The 16,988-nt window shown below is 38.4% G+C and carries 16 protein-coding genes; 8 read left to right on the top strand and 8 right to left on the bottom strand.

Going from position 1 to position 16,988, the window contains the following annotated elements; all coding sequences use genetic code 11:
- Positions 1-717 carry a ComEA family DNA-binding protein gene (locus H7U17_RS03250; protein WP_186754753.1) on the bottom strand — a complete coding sequence of 239 codons (717 nt, stop codon included), beginning with the start codon at positions 715-717 and terminating at the stop codon, positions 1-3.
- Positions 718-967: 250 nt separating this feature from the next.
- On the opposite strand from H7U17_RS03250, the gene hemA reads away from it, so the two are divergent.
- Together hemA and H7U17_RS03240 are read left to right on the top strand one after the other, a co-directional pair.
- A complete protein-coding gene (hemA, locus tag H7U17_RS03245) occupies positions 968-2,239 on the top strand; it encodes a glutamyl-tRNA reductase (protein WP_186754752.1) in 1,272 nt (423 codons plus the stop codon).
- A 157-nt stretch (positions 2,240-2,396) separates the two neighbouring features.
- A complete protein-coding gene (locus tag H7U17_RS03240) occupies positions 2,397-3,962 on the top strand; it encodes a WG repeat-containing protein (protein WP_186754751.1) in 1,566 nt (521 codons plus the stop codon).
- A 70-nt stretch (positions 3,963-4,032) separates the two neighbouring features.
- Here H7U17_RS03240 and floA read toward each other — a convergent pair whose 3' ends face one another.
- From floA to proS, 3 genes are all read right to left on the bottom strand, one after another.
- Complete coding sequence (gene floA / locus H7U17_RS03235; protein WP_186754750.1) at positions 4,033-5,040, bottom strand: flotillin-like protein FloA; 1,008 nt, start codon at positions 5,038-5,040, stop codon at positions 4,033-4,035.
- Positions 5,041-5,043: 3 nt separating this feature from the next.
- Positions 5,044-5,505 (bottom strand): NfeD family protein, encoded by a 462-nt coding sequence (locus H7U17_RS03230; RefSeq protein WP_186754749.1) that lies wholly within the window; start codon positions 5,503-5,505, stop codon positions 5,044-5,046.
- A gap of 189 nt (positions 5,506-5,694) precedes the next feature.
- The gene (gene proS, locus H7U17_RS03225) at positions 5,695-7,176 is read right to left on the bottom strand and encodes a proline--tRNA ligase (protein ID WP_186754748.1); all 1,482 of its coding nucleotides are present in this window, start codon (positions 7,174-7,176) and stop codon (positions 5,695-5,697) included.
- A gap of 132 nt (positions 7,177-7,308) precedes the next feature.
- Here proS and H7U17_RS03220 point away from each other — a divergent pair, with 132 nt between their 5' ends.
- Both H7U17_RS03220 and H7U17_RS03215 read left to right on the top strand, forming a co-directional pair.
- The gene (locus H7U17_RS03220) at positions 7,309-8,601 is read left to right on the top strand and encodes a hypothetical protein (protein WP_186754747.1); all 1,293 of its coding nucleotides are present in this window, start codon (positions 7,309-7,311) and stop codon (positions 8,599-8,601) included.
- Positions 8,602-8,713: 112 nt separating this feature from the next.
- Positions 8,714-10,195: an OmpP1/FadL family transporter gene (locus H7U17_RS03215; protein ID WP_186754746.1), complete on the top strand. Its 1,482-nt coding sequence runs from the start codon at positions 8,714-8,716 to the stop codon at positions 10,193-10,195.
- Here the strand turns inward: H7U17_RS03215 and H7U17_RS03210 are convergent.
- From H7U17_RS03210 to H7U17_RS03200, 3 genes are read right to left on the bottom strand one after another with little or no spacing between them, the layout of a single operon-like run.
- Positions 10,185-10,715, bottom strand: a complete 531-nt coding sequence (locus H7U17_RS03210) for a shikimate kinase (RefSeq protein ID WP_186754744.1) — start codon at positions 10,713-10,715, stop codon at positions 10,185-10,187. The two genes, H7U17_RS03215 and H7U17_RS03210, sit on opposite strands and share 11 nt — an antisense overlap.
- Entirely contained in the window at positions 10,712-11,809 is a 1,098-nt protein-coding gene (locus H7U17_RS03205; protein WP_186754742.1) for a BT_3928 family protein, read from the bottom strand. The genes H7U17_RS03210 and H7U17_RS03205 overlap by 4 nt, the downstream gene beginning before the upstream one ends.
- Complete coding sequence (locus tag H7U17_RS03200; RefSeq protein ID WP_186754740.1) at positions 11,802-12,353, bottom strand: DUF1599 domain-containing protein; 552 nt, start codon at positions 12,351-12,353, stop codon at positions 11,802-11,804. Before H7U17_RS03200 ends, H7U17_RS03205 begins: the two co-directional genes overlap by 8 nt.
- Before the next feature lie 15 nt (positions 12,354-12,368).
- On the opposite strand from H7U17_RS03200, the gene folP reads away from it, so the two are divergent.
- Entirely contained in the window at positions 12,369-13,253 is an 885-nt protein-coding gene (folP, locus tag H7U17_RS03195; RefSeq protein WP_186754738.1) for a dihydropteroate synthase, read from the top strand.
- Positions 13,250-14,116: a diadenylate cyclase CdaA gene (gene cdaA / locus H7U17_RS03190; RefSeq protein WP_186754736.1), complete on the top strand. Its 867-nt coding sequence runs from the start codon at positions 13,250-13,252 to the stop codon at positions 14,114-14,116. The genes folP and cdaA overlap by 4 nt, the downstream gene beginning before the upstream one ends.
- Before the next feature lie 40 nt (positions 14,117-14,156).
- Here the strand turns inward: cdaA and kbl are convergent, their stop codons facing one another.
- Positions 14,157-15,353 (bottom strand): glycine C-acetyltransferase, encoded by a 1,197-nt coding sequence (gene kbl, locus H7U17_RS03185; protein ID WP_186754734.1) that lies wholly within the window; start codon positions 15,351-15,353, stop codon positions 14,157-14,159.
- A 168-nt stretch (positions 15,354-15,521) separates the two neighbouring features.
- On the opposite strand from kbl, the gene H7U17_RS03180 reads away from it, so the two are divergent.
- Positions 15,522-16,478 (top strand): NAD-dependent epimerase/dehydratase family protein, encoded by a 957-nt coding sequence (locus H7U17_RS03180; protein ID WP_186754732.1) that lies wholly within the window; start codon positions 15,522-15,524, stop codon positions 16,476-16,478.
- 7 nt (positions 16,479-16,485) lie between these two features.
- Entirely contained in the window at positions 16,486-16,977 is a 492-nt protein-coding gene (locus tag H7U17_RS03175; protein ID WP_186754730.1) for a copper resistance protein NlpE N-terminal domain-containing protein, read from the top strand.
- The last annotated feature ends 11 nt before the right edge of the window (positions 16,978-16,988 follow it).

The raw sequence follows: 16,988 nt of genomic DNA, 5'->3' as shown, positions 1-16,988 counted from the left end.
TTATTCTGAAAGAGTCAAATAAGGCCTAAGCCTGTCCAGCCAGTCCTTGGTAAAAATTTTAATATCCAACACATCATCCAAGGACTGGTAATCACCATGTTGCTCGCGATAGGCTATAATCACCTTTGCCTCTCCATATTTCACATACGGATGTCCTGCCAACTCATTAACTGAAACTTGGTTGATATCAATCTTACTCGTCACTTCAGGATTAAAAACGAAATACTCAAAAATCCCCTTGGCTACCTCCTCTTTTAAGCCATAAACCTCTAAAAGCTGAGACTTTGCATACATTCCTCCTAGCTGTTCTCTGTACTTAACAATTCTTGCCGCCAAGGTTTTTCCTATACCTGGAACAATCTGAAGCAATGAAGAATCTGCTTCCGAGAAATCAATTTTATTGATTAATTCATGCTCCGACTTAGGCTTTTCCCATCTAGCTGTGTCGGATTCAAAAACGATAGAGGAAGTTACATCGGTACTTACCTGACCTTCTTCCAAAAGAATGTCCTCGTCATCAGCCGTCCCTATTTTGGCCGCTACCATGTTCATGTATTTTTCATATTTTTTATCAGCATCACGGGCCCAATACCACTCAAGCCCCTTGGGAATCCAAGCAAGCAGAAACAACACAGGCACAACCAGTAAAAACCCTCTTGATTCCCTTTTCGTAAAGCCTAAATAATTTTTCAGAAAATAAAAAATTCGCTTCTTCATAAAAATGACATTAAAATGAATAGATATTCTCCTATAAAACAATAAATTGTAGTAATGATAGGTTTTGACTATCACCTATAATATAAATGTATTGGAATTATTTTCAAAGATTTAGCATTATTGCATTGGATTAGGAACAAAAATGGCCAACTTATTATTTAGACAGATTTTAAATTACACAGAGGAAGGCAAAATAATTCATTTCATTCCTATTCTATAAGTAAATTTGCAGTTTAATAACACTTATATAATGCAGCATAAGTTTAGAGCCATAAGTCTATCATACAAAAATGCACCTGTAGAAATCAGGGAAATAATTGCTTTAGACAATACGGCGATACAATCACTTCTGATAAAATTAAAGGAGTTCTTCAATGTGAAAGACACCCTTATCTTATCTACCTGTAACAGGACAGAAGTGTATTATGCGCATGAACTGGACTTAAGTGTAGAAATCATAAAATTGATCGGTTCAGAAAAGTGTGTTCACGACGTGGTCTCTTATCTTGAATTCTTCAAAATCATCAATGATGATAAAAAGGCCATTGAACATCTGTTTAAGGTGTCTATGGGACTTGAAGCTCAGGTAGTAGGAGACATGCAGATTTCCAATCAGGTAAAGAGGGCCTATCAAGCAGCTGCAGATGAAGAAATGGCCGGCCCATTTTTACACCGTTTGATGCACACGATCTTTTTCACCAACAAAAGGGTAGTTCAGGAAACCGCTTTCCGTGATGGGGCAGCATCGGTCTCTTATGCTGCTGTAGAGCTAATAGAAGAACTCACTTCTAATACTAGAAACCCTAGAATTCTATTAATGGGTTTAGGGGAAATTGGTGAGGATGTAGCCAAAAACATGGTTTACCTTCCTGAAGCTGAAGTAACCTTAACCAACCGCACATTCGAAAAAGCCCAGAATATGGGGGCAGAATTAGGCTTTAATGTCATTCCATTTGAAAAAGTCTACGAAGCCATGGAGTCTGCTGATGTAATCGTATCATCCATTTCCACAAAAGATCCTTTCATCACTAAGGAGCTGGCAAAAAAATTAGACATCAAGAGCTATAAATTATTTGTTGATCTTTCAGTACCAAGAAGCATTGAGACGACAATTGAGGATGTTCCTGGCGTATTGCTTTATAATGTAGACAATATCCAAAGCAAGGCCACTGCAGCGCTTGAAAAACGCTTAGCGTCCGTTCCTCAAGTGGAAAATATAATTGAACAAAGTATTGAAGAATTCTACGACTGGAAAAAAGAAATGATGGTTTCCCCAACCATCAATAAGCTCAAAAATGCGCTTGAGCAAATCAGAAAAGAAGAACTCGAACGATACTTGAAAAATGCGAGTGAAAAAGAATATGCCATCATCGACAAGATCACCAAGAGCATGATGCAAAAAGTAATCAAAGTTCCGGTGGTACAATTAAGAGCAGCATGTAAAAAAGACCAAGCTGAAGAGATGATTGACATCATCTCCGATTTGTTTGATCTTGAAAAGGTAAATACCAAGCACTCATAAACACTTCCTCAGTTGCATTAATTCCCTTTGAAAAGGTTAAAAATACCTCCAGCGTATTCACCTATTTCATGATTTTTTTACCACACAAATAAACATTTTTTGAAAATACACACATTCCTAATACTTTTAGGAATTCTATATTAACAAGCAAGTATCTATGAACATTTTCGGGAAATGGGCCTTGGTCATTTCAATGTTTTTAATGAGTATCAATCTTTGTCAATCCCAGATTTACGAAGTATATGATCAGCAATACAATATGGTTCAGAAGATTAACAATGACCATATTTTCCTCTTGAGTGAATCCATCAGGGTAAGCGATAAAGACAAAAAATTAAAACTTCTAAATTACAGCTATGAACCTTTCATTGAACTAGAAGGTGCTGAAATCTATCAATACCTCTCCCCTTGGATTATAGTTACCAACGAAGGAAAGTTTGGTGCCTATCATGAATATGGGGAACAAATCCTCAAACCAGAATATGACCATATTGACTTGCACTATAACCAATTATTAGCCAACAAAGGCAATGTTTATTTCCATTATGATATTGGCAGTCAAACCTTCCAGACCTTGGGCAACTTTCAAGAAGCCTTTATAGCGCAAAATGGACAGGTAATAGCTCAAATCCCTTCAGGTTACTTACTTCCTCTGTCCCCCAATCCACAGCAAGTATACCAAAATCTAACTTCTGTATCCAATGGAACAATCATATCACATGAACCAAGTGGTTTCGGTATGATCAACCGAAAGGGGGAATATATCCTTGAGCCAATTCTCGATAGCCTAAACCACATAGAAGGAGAATATTTTTATGGTTATAATGAAAACCAATACATGCTCATAAAGGCCCTGGAAGATGATGCAGATATTCGATACAGCAGCTACCACAAAATCAGCTTGGAAGATGATGTGATATTGGAATATATTCATGGGAAGCTAAGAAGGGTCATGAAAAAAGACGGCATCCTATTGGATATAGTAGGCATGAAGGAAGTTGTCCGTAAAGATCAAGAGCACTACAATGTCTACTTCAAAAATGGAAAAGTGGGACTGCTGGACCAAAAAGGTGTTTGGAGAGTGGTTCCGATGGAGGGAGTTACTGCCATCTACCCTGCCAATGAAGACCTATTTGGGGCTGTAAAAGAGCAAAAATTTGGTTTTGTAAACAGGAGTGGGAATTTGGTCATCCCTTTTCAGTTTGATGAAATCAACAAATTTTCCGAAGGCTTAGCTGGAATAAAAACTGGCGACCAATGGGGATTTATTAACCGTACTGGAGAACTTGTCATCCCTTATCAATATGACCAAGTTGGCGAATTTAAAAGAGGCTTGGCCATTGTAAAGAAAAATGGAAAATCCAATTTAATTGACAAAACAGGAAAGATACTCCTTCAGGACTATTATAATACTATCTCGCTTTCCGATGACCATTACTATATCACAGAAGACGACAATCTATTTGGAATAATAGACCCACTTGGCAATGAAATTAGCACTCCATCTTTCCAATCTATCAGAAGGGATGGCTACGACAGAATTATAGTAGAAAGAAATAAAAAATTTGGAATCTTAAAAGAAGACGGAGAATTGGCCTTACCAATTTACTATCAATCTATATTAGTCGACAATGCGACTAATAAAATATTAGCTGAGGACATATATATCCCACCGGTTATTGAGGACACTAATGGCAAAAAAAAGAAAAAAAGGAATAAATAACACATAATTAAAAAGGCGCTGAAATTGATTTCAGCGCCTTTTTACTATCATTCAAGTACGATTTATGGAATTATTTTTCTCCTTTAGATTTATTATCTCCTTTCTTTCCTTCCTCAGGTTTTGCAATGGAATCCCTCATATCTGTATCTGACTTGATATTCTCCATCTTATAATAATCCATTATCCCAAGATTTCCACTTCTAAAAGCTTCAGAAATGGCCTTTGGCACTTCTGCTTCCGCCTCTACTACTTTGGCTCTCATCTCTACATTACGGGCTTTCATTTCCTGTTCAAGGGCTACGGCCATCGCCCTTCTTTCCTCTGCCTTGGCCTCTGCCACCTTAAGGTCTGCTGAAGCTTGATCAATTTGTAACTTCGCACCAATATTAGTCCCTACATCTATATCAGCAATATCAATGGAAAGGATTTCAAAAGCAGTCCCTGCATCCAAGCCTCTTTCCAGTACTAACTTTGAAATTTTATCTGGATTTTCAAGCACACTCTTATGGGTCTTGGCAGAACCTATAGAGGTAACAATTCCCTCTCCTACCCTTGCTAGAATAGTATCCTCTCCAGAACCACCTACTAGCTGAGCAATATTTGCCCTAACGGTCACCCTTGCTTTGGCAATCAACTGAATCCCATCAGCCGCAACAGCTGCCACACTTGGAGTGTTAATCACTTTTGGGTTTACTGAAATTTGAACCGCCTCAAACACATCCCTACCAGCAAGGTCTATTGCTGTAGCCTGCTTAAATGAAAGGTTAATATTAGCCTTATCCGCAGATATTAATGCTCGGATCACATTTGGCACATTCCCTCCAGCCAAATAATGGGTCTCCAATTCATTCGTAGTCAAGGCAAGACCTGCTTTGGTAGCTGTAATCAGAGAATTAACGATAATACTTGGCGGCACCTTACGAATCCGCATTCCGATCAATTCGCCAATGCCAACCTTTACGTTGGCAAAAATCGCCGTGATCCAAAGATTAACAGGGACGAAATAAAGAAAAATAAACAGTAATATCAGCCCTCCAAAGGCTGCTATTAAAATAAGTACTGAATTAGAAAATTCCATAGTTTATTGTTTTATAATAATTCTGTTGTTTTCAAGTTGGTGAATTTCCACCTCTGCACCGGCAGAGATAAAGCCCACATTTGATTTGACTTCATATATCTTATCTCCAAATTCAGCCTTTCCATAAGGCTTGATATCAGAGATGGTCTTTCCCTTTTGTCCCACCTGTAAGCCCTCCAATCGATCATCATAGGTTCTACTTGAAATGGTATCTTTTAAAGAAAATCGTTTCCAAACACCAGATTTGAAGCCATAAAACACCACCACTACATTAGCCAATATGGTAAGCCCCAATACAATTAATGCAGTTTGCGAGTCATAATTTTGAAAAGTAAAGAAAATACCTAATCCACTAAACAAGAATCCCAAAACACCCACCAGGGTTGTTCCAGGAACAAAAATCACTTCTACTAGGACCAATGCTAATCCTATCAAAAGAAGGCTAATAATAATTACCAAAGTCATAAAAATTCCACAATGATTTGTTGAAAATAGAGAGATTTTTTGGGATTATAAAATGAAAATAAAAGTTTGACAACTGTCCGAAATCATTTTATCAAATCCCTAAAAAACAAAACTGCCTCAAATCATCCATCAGTCAAAATTGGCATCCTGAAGAACTTTCTGAGGCAGCTTTATTTCTGAAAGCAGTATTTAATAGGCCTTCGCAAAAAGCACCCTACCCTTTGACGGCTCTCCTGTGAGCACACACTTTCCTTCTTCCTCCACCTGATCCAATGGAATACACCTGATCGTAGCTTTTGTCAGCTCCTTGATCTTATCTTCCGTCTCAGAACTACCATCCCAGTGGGCAGAAATAAATCCTCCCTTTTCTTCCAACACTGCTTGGAATTCCTCCCAAGTATCTACTTTGGTAGTTTTTTCTTCGCGGAAATCTAGGGCCTTTTGATAAATATTAGCCTGGATATCATCCAATAATTCCACCAATAACTTTTCGATCTCCACTTCACCTAAATTGATCATTTCTTTGGTCAGGGTATCCCTTCTTGCCACTTCAATAGTGTTATTGGCCAGGTCTCTAGGCCCCATAGCTATTCTCAATGGCACACCTTTCAATTCATACTCTGCAAACTTCCAGCCTGGCTTATGGGTATCTCTATGATCAAACTTCACTGATATCCCCAGTGGCTTCAATTTATCCATGATTTCATGAGCCTTTTCTTCGATAGCCTGTAATTCCTCCTCACTTCTGAATATTGGAACAATTACGACTTGGATCGGAGCCAATTTTGGAGGCAAAACAAGCCCTTTATCATCTGAATGGGCCATAATCAAAGCGCCCATTAGACGCGTACTAACCCCCCAAGAAGTTCCCCAGACATGCTCAAGCCCCCCTTCCTTGGTGGCAAATTTCACATCAAAGGCTTTGGCAAAATTCTGGCCGAGGAAATGAGACGTCCCTGCTTGCAAGGCTTTACCATCCTGCATCATCGCTTCAATACAATAGGTTTCCTCTGCACCTGCAAATCGCTCATTTTCTGTTTTTAGTCCTTTGACCACAGGCACTCCCATATACTCTTCAGCAAACTGGGCATAAACATTCATCATTTGCTCAGTTTCCTCAATGGCCTCTTCACGGGTAGCATGAGCTGTATGTCCCTCCTGCCATAAAAACTCTGCAGTTCTTAGAAACAATCTAGTCCTCATCTCCCATCTCACCACATTGGCCCATTGGTTTACCTTCAAAGGCAAATCTCTGTAAGACTGTATCCAGTTTTTATAAGTACTCCAGATCACCGTCTCAGATGTAGGACGAACAATAAGCTCTTCCTCCAACTTAGCCTCCGGATCTACTATGACACTTTTATTGTCCTCCGAATTCTTTAGCCTATAATGGGTAACTACAGCACATTCCTTGGCAAATCCTTCCACATGACTAGCCTCCTTGGATAAGTATGACTTAGGAATAAAGAGCGGAAAATAAGCATTGCTATGGCCAGTATCCTTAAACATCTGGTCAAGTTGCTGTTGCATTTTTTCCCAGATCGAATAACCATAGGGCTTAATGACCATACAACCTCTCACAGCGGAGTTCTCCGCCAAATCAGCTCTTTTCACTAGTTCATTGTACCACAGGGAGTAATCCTCACTTCTTTTTGGCAGACCTTTGCTCATTTGTATTATTTGTTGTTTTGAAAAAACTCTTTAACTTTAGTTCCTATTTTGGGAAGCAAATATAAATTAAAAAATTATAACCATCTTCCGATGAGCACGTATATAGTGTTGAGTGTTGTAAACTAAACTATTATGAACAAAATTTTCGCATATCGATACCTTGGTTTCATTGCCGCTATAGGAATGGTTGGATGTAGCAGCAGTTATACTGCTATGAATGGAGAATCAGATGACATGTATTTCATGGCTTCAGACGATGCAGTTGTAACAGCAAATGCAGTCTCCAACAATACACCTAATAATTTCAGCAAATATGCTGAGGTGGACGATTCAAACCAATATGCTCAGGAAAGTTTTTCTACTAAAAATGTCAATCCTGAATACATTGCAAAATATCAAGTTCAAGATGATACTGTAACAGATGATATAGTTTATTTTGACGACGCTCCTGCTGAAAACAACACCAGTGGAAGTGGTGATGGTAATGTCAATGTTTACAATAATTTTTATGGCTATAGTAATCCGAAAGGATCTACCAGTTCATGGAACTCTAATCCATGGATGTACAGCTCGTTAGGTTTCTACGGTGGCCCATTTGGTCTTTATCCTAGTATGGGTTTCGGAGGATTCTATGATCCATTTTGGGGACCTGGCTTTGGTTTCAGACCTGGGTTCAACCTTTCCTTTGGTTTTGGATTCGGCTATGGTTTTGGAAGGCCTTGGGGATACAGACCATTTTACAGTCCATTCTATGATCCTTTCTGGGGACCAAGTTATGCCTATGGTGGTGGATATTATGGCGGTTATTATGGCAGACCTGTTATCATCAACAATATCTATTCAAATGAAAGCAGAAGAATTGTAAGAGCCGCAAGTAGCCGTAGAGGTGGTTCCGTTACCACATCCAACACTCGAAGAGCTATATCTCCTGCTGCATCTAGAACTGATGCAAGAAGAAACGTTGTGAATAGAGTAGATGCAAGTAGCAGAAGAGCTGCGACGGATTTCAACAGATCTCAAAACGATTATACCAATGGTAGAAGTAGAATTACCTCTGCCAACCCAAGCAGAAGGACCGCCAACTCTGCTGTGATGACACGTCCAAGCAGTAGCGAAAGCAATAGAAGTGCTTATAGTCCACGTAGAAGCACTACAAATCGTTCCGTAGCTCCTTCTAGTAGATCAAGATCTTCTTATTCTACTCCTAGCAGCAGAACTAGAAGTTCCTCTCCTTCATATAACAGGAGTTCTTCACCTTCTTATAACAGAAGTAGTACCCCTAGTAGATCTAGAAGTTCATATTCAACACCTACTCGAACTAGAAGTTCTAGTAGCTATACACCTTCAAGAAGCAGCTCATCATCTTCCAGGAGCTCAGGAAGCGTGAGCAGAAGCTCAGGAGGTTCAAGAAGAGGGGGAAATTAATCCCCCTTTTTTTACCACTTTTCCTATCCCTTTCGTTAAATATTCAAGTATTCAGACAATAAAAACTTAATGGCTTTTTAATTAGCCAATGGGATTTGTATTTGAAAAATTTATGAGATTTAGTATTAAAAGAATTTTAGGCACTGCCCTATTAGGCGTTTTGTCCATCACTCTATCAAAAGCCCAAACCTTTGATGATGCCTTGCGATATAGTTACTATAATGCGACAGGATCAGCAAGAATTATGGGGATTGGTGGCAGCCAGTTTGCCCTTGGTGGTGATGTTTCTAATATTTCCGGCAACCCAGCCGGTTTAGGTTTCTTTAGAAAATCCGAATTTAGCTTCACCCCTTCTTATGAGAATTGGCAATCCAATTCCAATTTCATAGACCAAAAACAATCTGATAATACGGGGAATTTTGCCCTTCCCAATGTAAGCATCGTACTTAGCACTACAAAAGATCCATTAAACCGTGATAGCTGGAGAGGACATTCCTTTGGTATCAGTATCAACAGGATCAGTAATTTCAATAATACCTATGGCTATTTCTCCAATATCCAAGGTTTAAATTCACTTTTAGATTATTACGTGGATGATTACAACCAATTCGGTGCTCCACCAGTAGGAGACCCTTTAGGCTTACCGCTGGATGTTGGTATTATTGGTCAAAGTGGCAATAGCTTTTACCGATCCGACTACACTTATGAGCCCGATGATTTTGTAGACCCAATCTACCCTTTCCAGGATGAAATCATTGAAAATGAGGGCAGTTTAAGCCAAATAACCTTCGCTTACGGCACCAATTACAAAAACAAGCTTTTCATTGGTGGCTCCATTGGAGTAACTTCATTCAATTTCTCTTCATTCAAGACCTATAATGAAGAATTTATCGACAATAATGATAATACTTCTTTATACTACTCCATGAGAGAAAATCTATACCATAATGGTACAGGGATTAATTTAAATGCTGGCTTAATATACAAACCTATTGATCAAATCAATTTTGGACTCTCCTATAGCTCTCCGACTTGGTATAGGTATGATGAAGACTTTGACGCTGATATCAACGCCATCTTTTATGATTTAGATGGATTCCAAGAAGACGAACAGTTTGCACAAAGTGACATCTATTACTCGGCCATTAACCTAAGAACTCCTTCCAAATTGAGTGCTGGAGCAGCCTTCTTTATCAATAAGAATGGTTTTATTACAGCTGATATTGATTATCTGAATTATGGCTCCATGCATCTTTCATCTCCTGATTATAGATTAGACGGTGCCAATAATGAAATTGACGATTCCGCTGGAAATGTTTTGAATTACAGAATTGGAGGTGAATACAGATTTAACATGCTGAGATTAAGAGCAGGCACAGCATTTTATGGCGATCCTTACAATGACACGGAGTTTGACAGGACCAAAACCCAATATACTGGAGGGATTGGGGTAAAACTAGCTAAAATGTATATTGACTTTGCTTTTGTCCACAGCCAGTTTAACACCTATTATTTACCATATCCTGGAGCGGATATTCTGTCTATTGATAATAAAAGCAATAAAGGAATGCTTACTTTAGGCTTTAATTTCTAAAATAAGTCATTAACTCCGAAATTAGAAACTCAGTGGTAATATCATCTCCGCTGAGTTTTATTTTTGCTTTTTGATAAAACTCTTCTCTCTCAGTCAGTAAATCCTGAAGCTTTTGTGAAATTTCAGCCGTATCCAATCCCTGAAACATCGGACGTTTGTCTGCTTCATTTTTAGTCAAACGCTTCAAAAGTTCATTTACACTCACTTCTAAATAAACTGAAATTCCCCTTTGGTTGATCACCTCCATATTTTCATTATAACATGGAGCTCCTCCACCCGTTGATAGCAAAAATGAAGACTCCATTTCCAATAGCATATTCAATACCTTCGTCTCCAATTTTCGAAAATAACCTTCTCCCTTGGTTAGAAATATTTTAGGAATTTCCATGCCTTCTGCCTTGACAATTTCTTCATCAAGATCATAAAAATCAAAATTTAATAGTTTAGCCAGTAGCTTACCTAGAGTAGACTTACCAGAGCCTGGCATACCTATTAAAACAATTTTAGAATGCTCCATCATTGGGTGAATAAACTTTTGACTTCCTCTGGTTGAGGAGTGTTTTTAATATGATATTTCCTTATTATGGTTCCATCTTGGATCAGCATTATGCCAGGATTTGAACGGATCATGGTTTTTACGACCGTAGCATCCCCATAATAATAAGGGACATCCCAAGATTTTTCATTCATAAGAAGCTCCATCTCTTCTGCCGAGCTTGCAGTAATGATTACCACCTCGATATCTTCCTTTAACTCTTGAACCAAAGGGCTAATCTTGTCCAACCTGTTTCTGTCGATTTTCTCAAGGCTATTGAATAAAACCAATATTTTGTTCCCCTCTAGTATCAAATCAGTAAAATCCCCATCATCATTCCAAACAGCAAAATCAGAAATCTTAGGCAAAAACTCAGGGTTCTTAAGCTGCATATCCACAAACTCATAACTTTCATCCGAAGGATATTCATCCAATATCACTTCCTCACCATCTTTGCTCATTATATATCGGTATTCCAGTACCCCTGAGGGCTGCATCGCTTCAGGAATATTCACGCCCTCCTTATATGCCCTAAAGTCAATAATAGGCAGATTTCTGATCGCATAAATAGATATCAATAGAGCTCCTAAGAAGCTGATTAAGACAGCTACTCTTGCCCCCATTCCATTACTTTCTGAAAGATCCTTCTTAAAAAAGAACAACACCCCAATCAACACCAATAGGACAATATCCTTATAAAAGGATTCCCAAGGAGTTAATTTGATTGCATCCCCAAAACAACCACAATCTGTGACTTTATTAAAATATGCGGAATAAAACGTAAGGAATGTAAAGAATACAATAAGCAGCAATAACAAGTTTATTGTCAGGTTTTTCTTAAAATTAAAAATCAGCATCACTCCCAAAACCACTTCCAATACTATCAAGAAAACAGCAATTGGCAGTGCATAAGGCATAAAAACCTTAAAGAAAGCAGCTATATCATGAGAAAAAACCTCGAAATACTCCTTCAGCTTAATTGAGGTCCCTACAGGGTCATTTACCTTTATAAGTCCAGAAAAGATAAATAATCCTCCGACTAAAAAACGGAACAAGTTTAGAATCAACTTTTTAAGCATTTTGTGCTTCCTTTAACTTTATCATACAAAAAACAGCATAATTGATCATATCCTGATAATTAGCATCCACCCCTTCGGAAGCCAATGTCTTACCTAGGTTATCTTCAATTTGCTTAACCCTATATAATTTCATCAAAATGATATCAGTTATGGAAGAAATACGCATGTCTCTCCATGCTTCTCCGTAATCATGGTTCTTATTTTCCAAAAGAGAGCGAGTAGCATCAATCCACTTATCGTATAGAGGCTGCAACTCTTCATAACTTAACTCAAGTCTTTCATCATCCTTTAAATCCAGCTGGATAAGTGCAATGATGCAATAATTGATGATCCCAATAAATTCATCCTGAATGGGGTCATTAACCATCTGCGTACCTTTTTCCTGAATGGAACGAATTCGTTGGGCCTTAATAAATATCTGATCCGTTATGGAAGGAAGGCGAAGGATCCTCCAAGCTGTCCCATAATCAATGGTTTTCTTCTTAAAAAGTTCTTTACAAAGGGTGATAACTTGATTATATTCGCCTACTGTTTGCGTTTTCAAAGCAATATTGATTTAATGAAAGATACTCCAAAGTCTTCTTTAGAAATCGAAGATAAATTATTTCCCTCAAAAATAACACTTCAAATCAAAGGAAAGCTCCTATTCTTGGAAGATCCTTGTGTAATGGGAATCCTAAATATTACTCCAGACTCCTTCTATGCAAAAAGTAGGATCTCTCAAAATGAATCCCAAGCCCTGGAAAGAGCAGAAAAGATGATTCAAGAAGGAGCTGAAATACTTGATATCGGAGGATATAGTAGTAGACCGGGTGCGGTAAACATCCACACTGAAGAAGAAATCCAAAGAGTCGTCCCTTACGTAAATGCTATTAAGCAGCGGTTCCCTGATACATTATTATCCATTGATACATTTAGACACGAGGTGGCAAAAGCTGCTACCGAAGTAGGTGCAGATATTATCAATGATATTTCTGGCGGAGAACTGGACCCAAAAATGATCCCAACAGTGGGAAAATTAAAAATTCCTTATATCTGCATGCATATGCGGGGAAATCCTGAAACCATGCAGGCCAAAACGGAGTATAATAATATTGAGAAGGAAGTTCTACTTTTTTTCATTGAAAAGATAAGCCAATGCCAGGAAGCCGGTATACATGACATCATCATTGATCCAGGCTTTGGCTTTGCCAAAACTATCGAGCAAAATTATAGGATTCTTAAAAACTTATCTTATTTTAAGTCTATTAAAAGCCCTATATTAGCAGGAGTCTCTAGAAAATCTATGATTTATAAAACTTTAGATATTACTCCTGAAGAAGCCTTAAACGGAACCACAGCCCTTAATATGGCTGCTCTGATTAACGGCGCTAAGATCCTAAGAGTACACGATGTAAAAGAAGCTAAAGAAACGATAAGATTATATAAAAACATTTACCCTTGAATTTACTATTTAAAATAGGTTTTTTAGACGTATCAATCGTCAACATTATAGACATCACCTTGGTCAGTGTTCTGATCTATCAAGTCTATAAGTTGATGCGGGGAAGTGTTGCAATTAAAATATTTTTAGGTTTCCTGTCGCTTTATTTGGTATACTTAGTGGTCAATGCAGCTAAAATGGAACTGCTTTCCATTATCTTGGGACAATTTATGGGAGTGGGTGTTATAGCGGCAATTATCCTCTTTGCACCCGAAATAAGAAAATTCCTCCTAATCATCGGTAAAACCTCCATTCTGTCCAATGAAAATGTCCTGCAAGAATTATTGTTCTGGAGAAAAAAGGAAACCATGGCCTTCAATATCACCCCGATCATTGAAGCCTCCAAGTCTTTGGCAGGCACAAGCACCGGAGCATTAATAGTCATATCAAAAAATTCAGAATTAAAATTCTATGCAGATAGCGGTGACCTTATTGATGCCGTAGTATCCAAGCGATTATTGATATCCATTTTCAATAAATACAGCCCTTTACATGATGGAGCTGCAATCATTTATAATGGAAAGGTAAAAGCTGCCCGTTGTATTTTGCCTGTGACAGAAAAAGAACTTCCGGCCCATTTTGGGTTAAGGCACCGAGCAGCTATCGGCATGTCAGAAGCTACCGACACATTGGTCTTGATCGTATCCGAAGAAACTGGCCAGGTTTCAATGGCCAAAAATGGAAATATACTTCACAATCTTTCTTTTCAGGAAGTACGGGAAATGATCAATGCTTACCTAACAGGAACCGATATTGATGATAAATTCGAATACATCAGCCCTTTTGAAAGCAAAAAATTAAAGCAGCGTACCGCTGAAGCATAAAAAAGACAGCCCAGTTTATTTAGGCTGCCTTTATTTTTTCTTATTTAATCACATCCAGTTCTCTGCCAACAGCGATAAACGCTTCAATAGCCTTATCTAGATGCGCTCTCTCATGAGCTGCTGAAATCTGAACCCTGATCCTAGCCTGACCTTTTGGAACTACAGGATAGTAGAAACCTATTACATAAACGCCTCTTTCCAATAGTTTTTCCGCCATCTTTTGTGACAATACGGCATCATATAGCATGATAGGCACAATTGGATGAACACCTGGCTTAATATCAAAACCAGCCTCAGTCATTTTCTCTCTAAAATACTGCGTATTCTCCTCCAATTTATCCCTTAATTCTGTCGTGCTGCTAAGCAAATCGAATACAGCGATAGAAGCACCTGTAATCGATGGTGCTAGTGTATTCGAAAACAAATAAGGTCTTGATCTCTGTCTTAAAATATCTATGATTTCTTTTCTTCCTGAGGTAAATCCACCTGAAGCTCCTCCAAGAGCCTTGCCCAGTGTACCAGTAATGATATCCATCTTACCCATCACTCCCTTCAATTCATGTACACCTCTACCTGTCTTACCGATAAAACCTGTTGAGTGACATTCATCAGACATCACTATGGCACCATACTGCTCGGCCAATTCAACAATTTTATCCATTTGGGCAATAGTACCATCCATAGAGAAAGCCCCGTCAGTCACTATTACCTTTTGCTTGGCTCCTTTTTCATTGGCTGCTTTAAGCTGCTCTTCCAAATCAGCCATATCATTATGCTTATACCTAAAGCGCATGGCCTTACAAAGCCTAACACCATCTATAATAGAAGCATGATTCAAGGCATCAGAAATAATGGCATCCTCAGGTCCCAATAAGGGTTCAAACACTCCGCCATTTGCATCAAATGCCGCAGCATAGAGAATGGTATCTTCAGTACCCAAAAACTCACTGATCTTCTTCTCCAGTTCCTTGTGGATATCTTGTGTACCACAAATAAAACGAACAGAAGACATACCATACCCATGACTATCGATTGCATCCTTGGCAGCTTGAATCACCTTTGGATGACTGGAGAGTCCCAGATAATTATTGGCACAAAAATTCAAAACCTGCTTTCCATCTTCAGTGGAAATCTCAGCTCCCTGAGGGGAAGTAATGATTCTTTCGGTCTTATAGAGCCCTGAATCTTTAATTTCTTTCAGTTCCTTTTCTAATTTCTCCTTCAAACTTTCGTACATTTTTTATTTGGATTTAAATTCTATTTATTACTTTGAGAAATCTTTCGTCTAAATGTAATTGAAATTATTCATAAATGGTAAAATTGAATTTATTAATTTTACACAAATATAAACCCTAAACGTTAAAAGAGATTGAGCTAAAATGATTTAGCTACGCTCAGGAATATTATGGAAAGAATATTAATTACCGGAGCAGCCGGACAGTTGGGATCAGAACTTACCCAAGCACTAGCAGATATCTATGGTGGAGAGAATATCTTTGCCACAGACATCAATGAATCAGCAGCACTCAAATTTGATTATTGCAACTTTGCTCCACTAAATGTAATGGACAGAGATGGCCTTGCTAAAATTGTCAAAAGTGAGAAAATCACACAGATCTATCATCTTGCCGCCATCCTCTCTGCCACCAGTGAAAAGAACCCTCTTTTTGCTTGGCAACTTAATATGGAAAGCTTGTTATCAATTCTAGAATTAGCCAAAGAGCAGAAGTTGAACAAAATTTATTGGCCATCATCTATTGCTGTCTTTGGACCAAACACTCCTCTTCAGAATACTCCTCAACACTGTGTCATGGACCCCAATACAGTCTATGGCATTTCAAAACAAGCTGGAGAAAGATGGTGCGAATACTACTTCCAAAAATACAATGTGGATGTAAGAAGTATTAGGTACCCGGGGCTGATTGGCTACAAATCATTACCAGGCGGTGGTACGACAGACTATGCTGTTGACATCTTCCACAAGGCCATAGAAGGCGAGGATTTTGAATGCTTCCTAAAAGAAGACACTTATCTTCCTATGATGTATATGCCAGACGCAATCAAGGCTACCCTTGATTTAATGCATGCTCCTGCCGAAAACATCAAAATCAGGTCTAGTTACAACCTCGGAGGAATCAGCTTTAATCCAAAAGAGCTTTATGAATGTATCATCAGCCAAGGACCAAAATTTGATATAAGCTACAATCCTGACTTTAGACAAAATATAGCTGACACATGGCCTGACAGCATTGATGACAGTGCAGCCCAAAGAGACTGGGGTTGGAAACATTCTTATGGTTTAGAAGAAATGGCAAAGGATATTTTGACTAACTTACCAGAATATTTAGTCAATTTCAAATAACAACTAGATGAAAGGTTCCCATCTGCTAAGTATAATTTCGCTATTTAGCTTGACCATTGCCTGTGATCAGCCAGCCAATGAAACAGCTAACCAAGCCACCTTGGAAACAGAAAGTTCTTCTACTGCCGATAAAATTCTGGAGAAAAAAACCTCGACTTGGTACACCTATGAAGGAACCATCCCCTGTGCAGACTGCGTGGGCATCAAAATGGTGCTTCAATTAGAAAATAATCCTGATGAGGTTTCAAGGGAATTTAGGCTAAAGGAAACTTATTTAGGCACTACAGATGGCGACAGAAGTTTTGAAACCAGTGGTACTTATGAAGTAAGCTACGGCATGAAAGGTGATCCTGGAGCAATGCTGATAAGCTTAATTGATGAGAATGACCAACAATTCAAAACTTTTCTTCAGGAAAAAGATGGTATTCACTTTACCCTCTTGGACAAAGACAAAAATAAAATTGATTCGAATTTGAACTATACTTTGACACAAAAATAAAACCTGGCTAG

This window comes from Echinicola salinicaeni, assembly GCF_014280965.1.
Lineage (GTDB): Bacteria > Bacteroidota > Bacteroidia > Cytophagales > Cyclobacteriaceae > Echinicola > Echinicola salinicaeni.
Note: the sequence above shows the minus strand (reverse complement) of the source record. Positions and strands in the feature narration are given on the sequence as shown.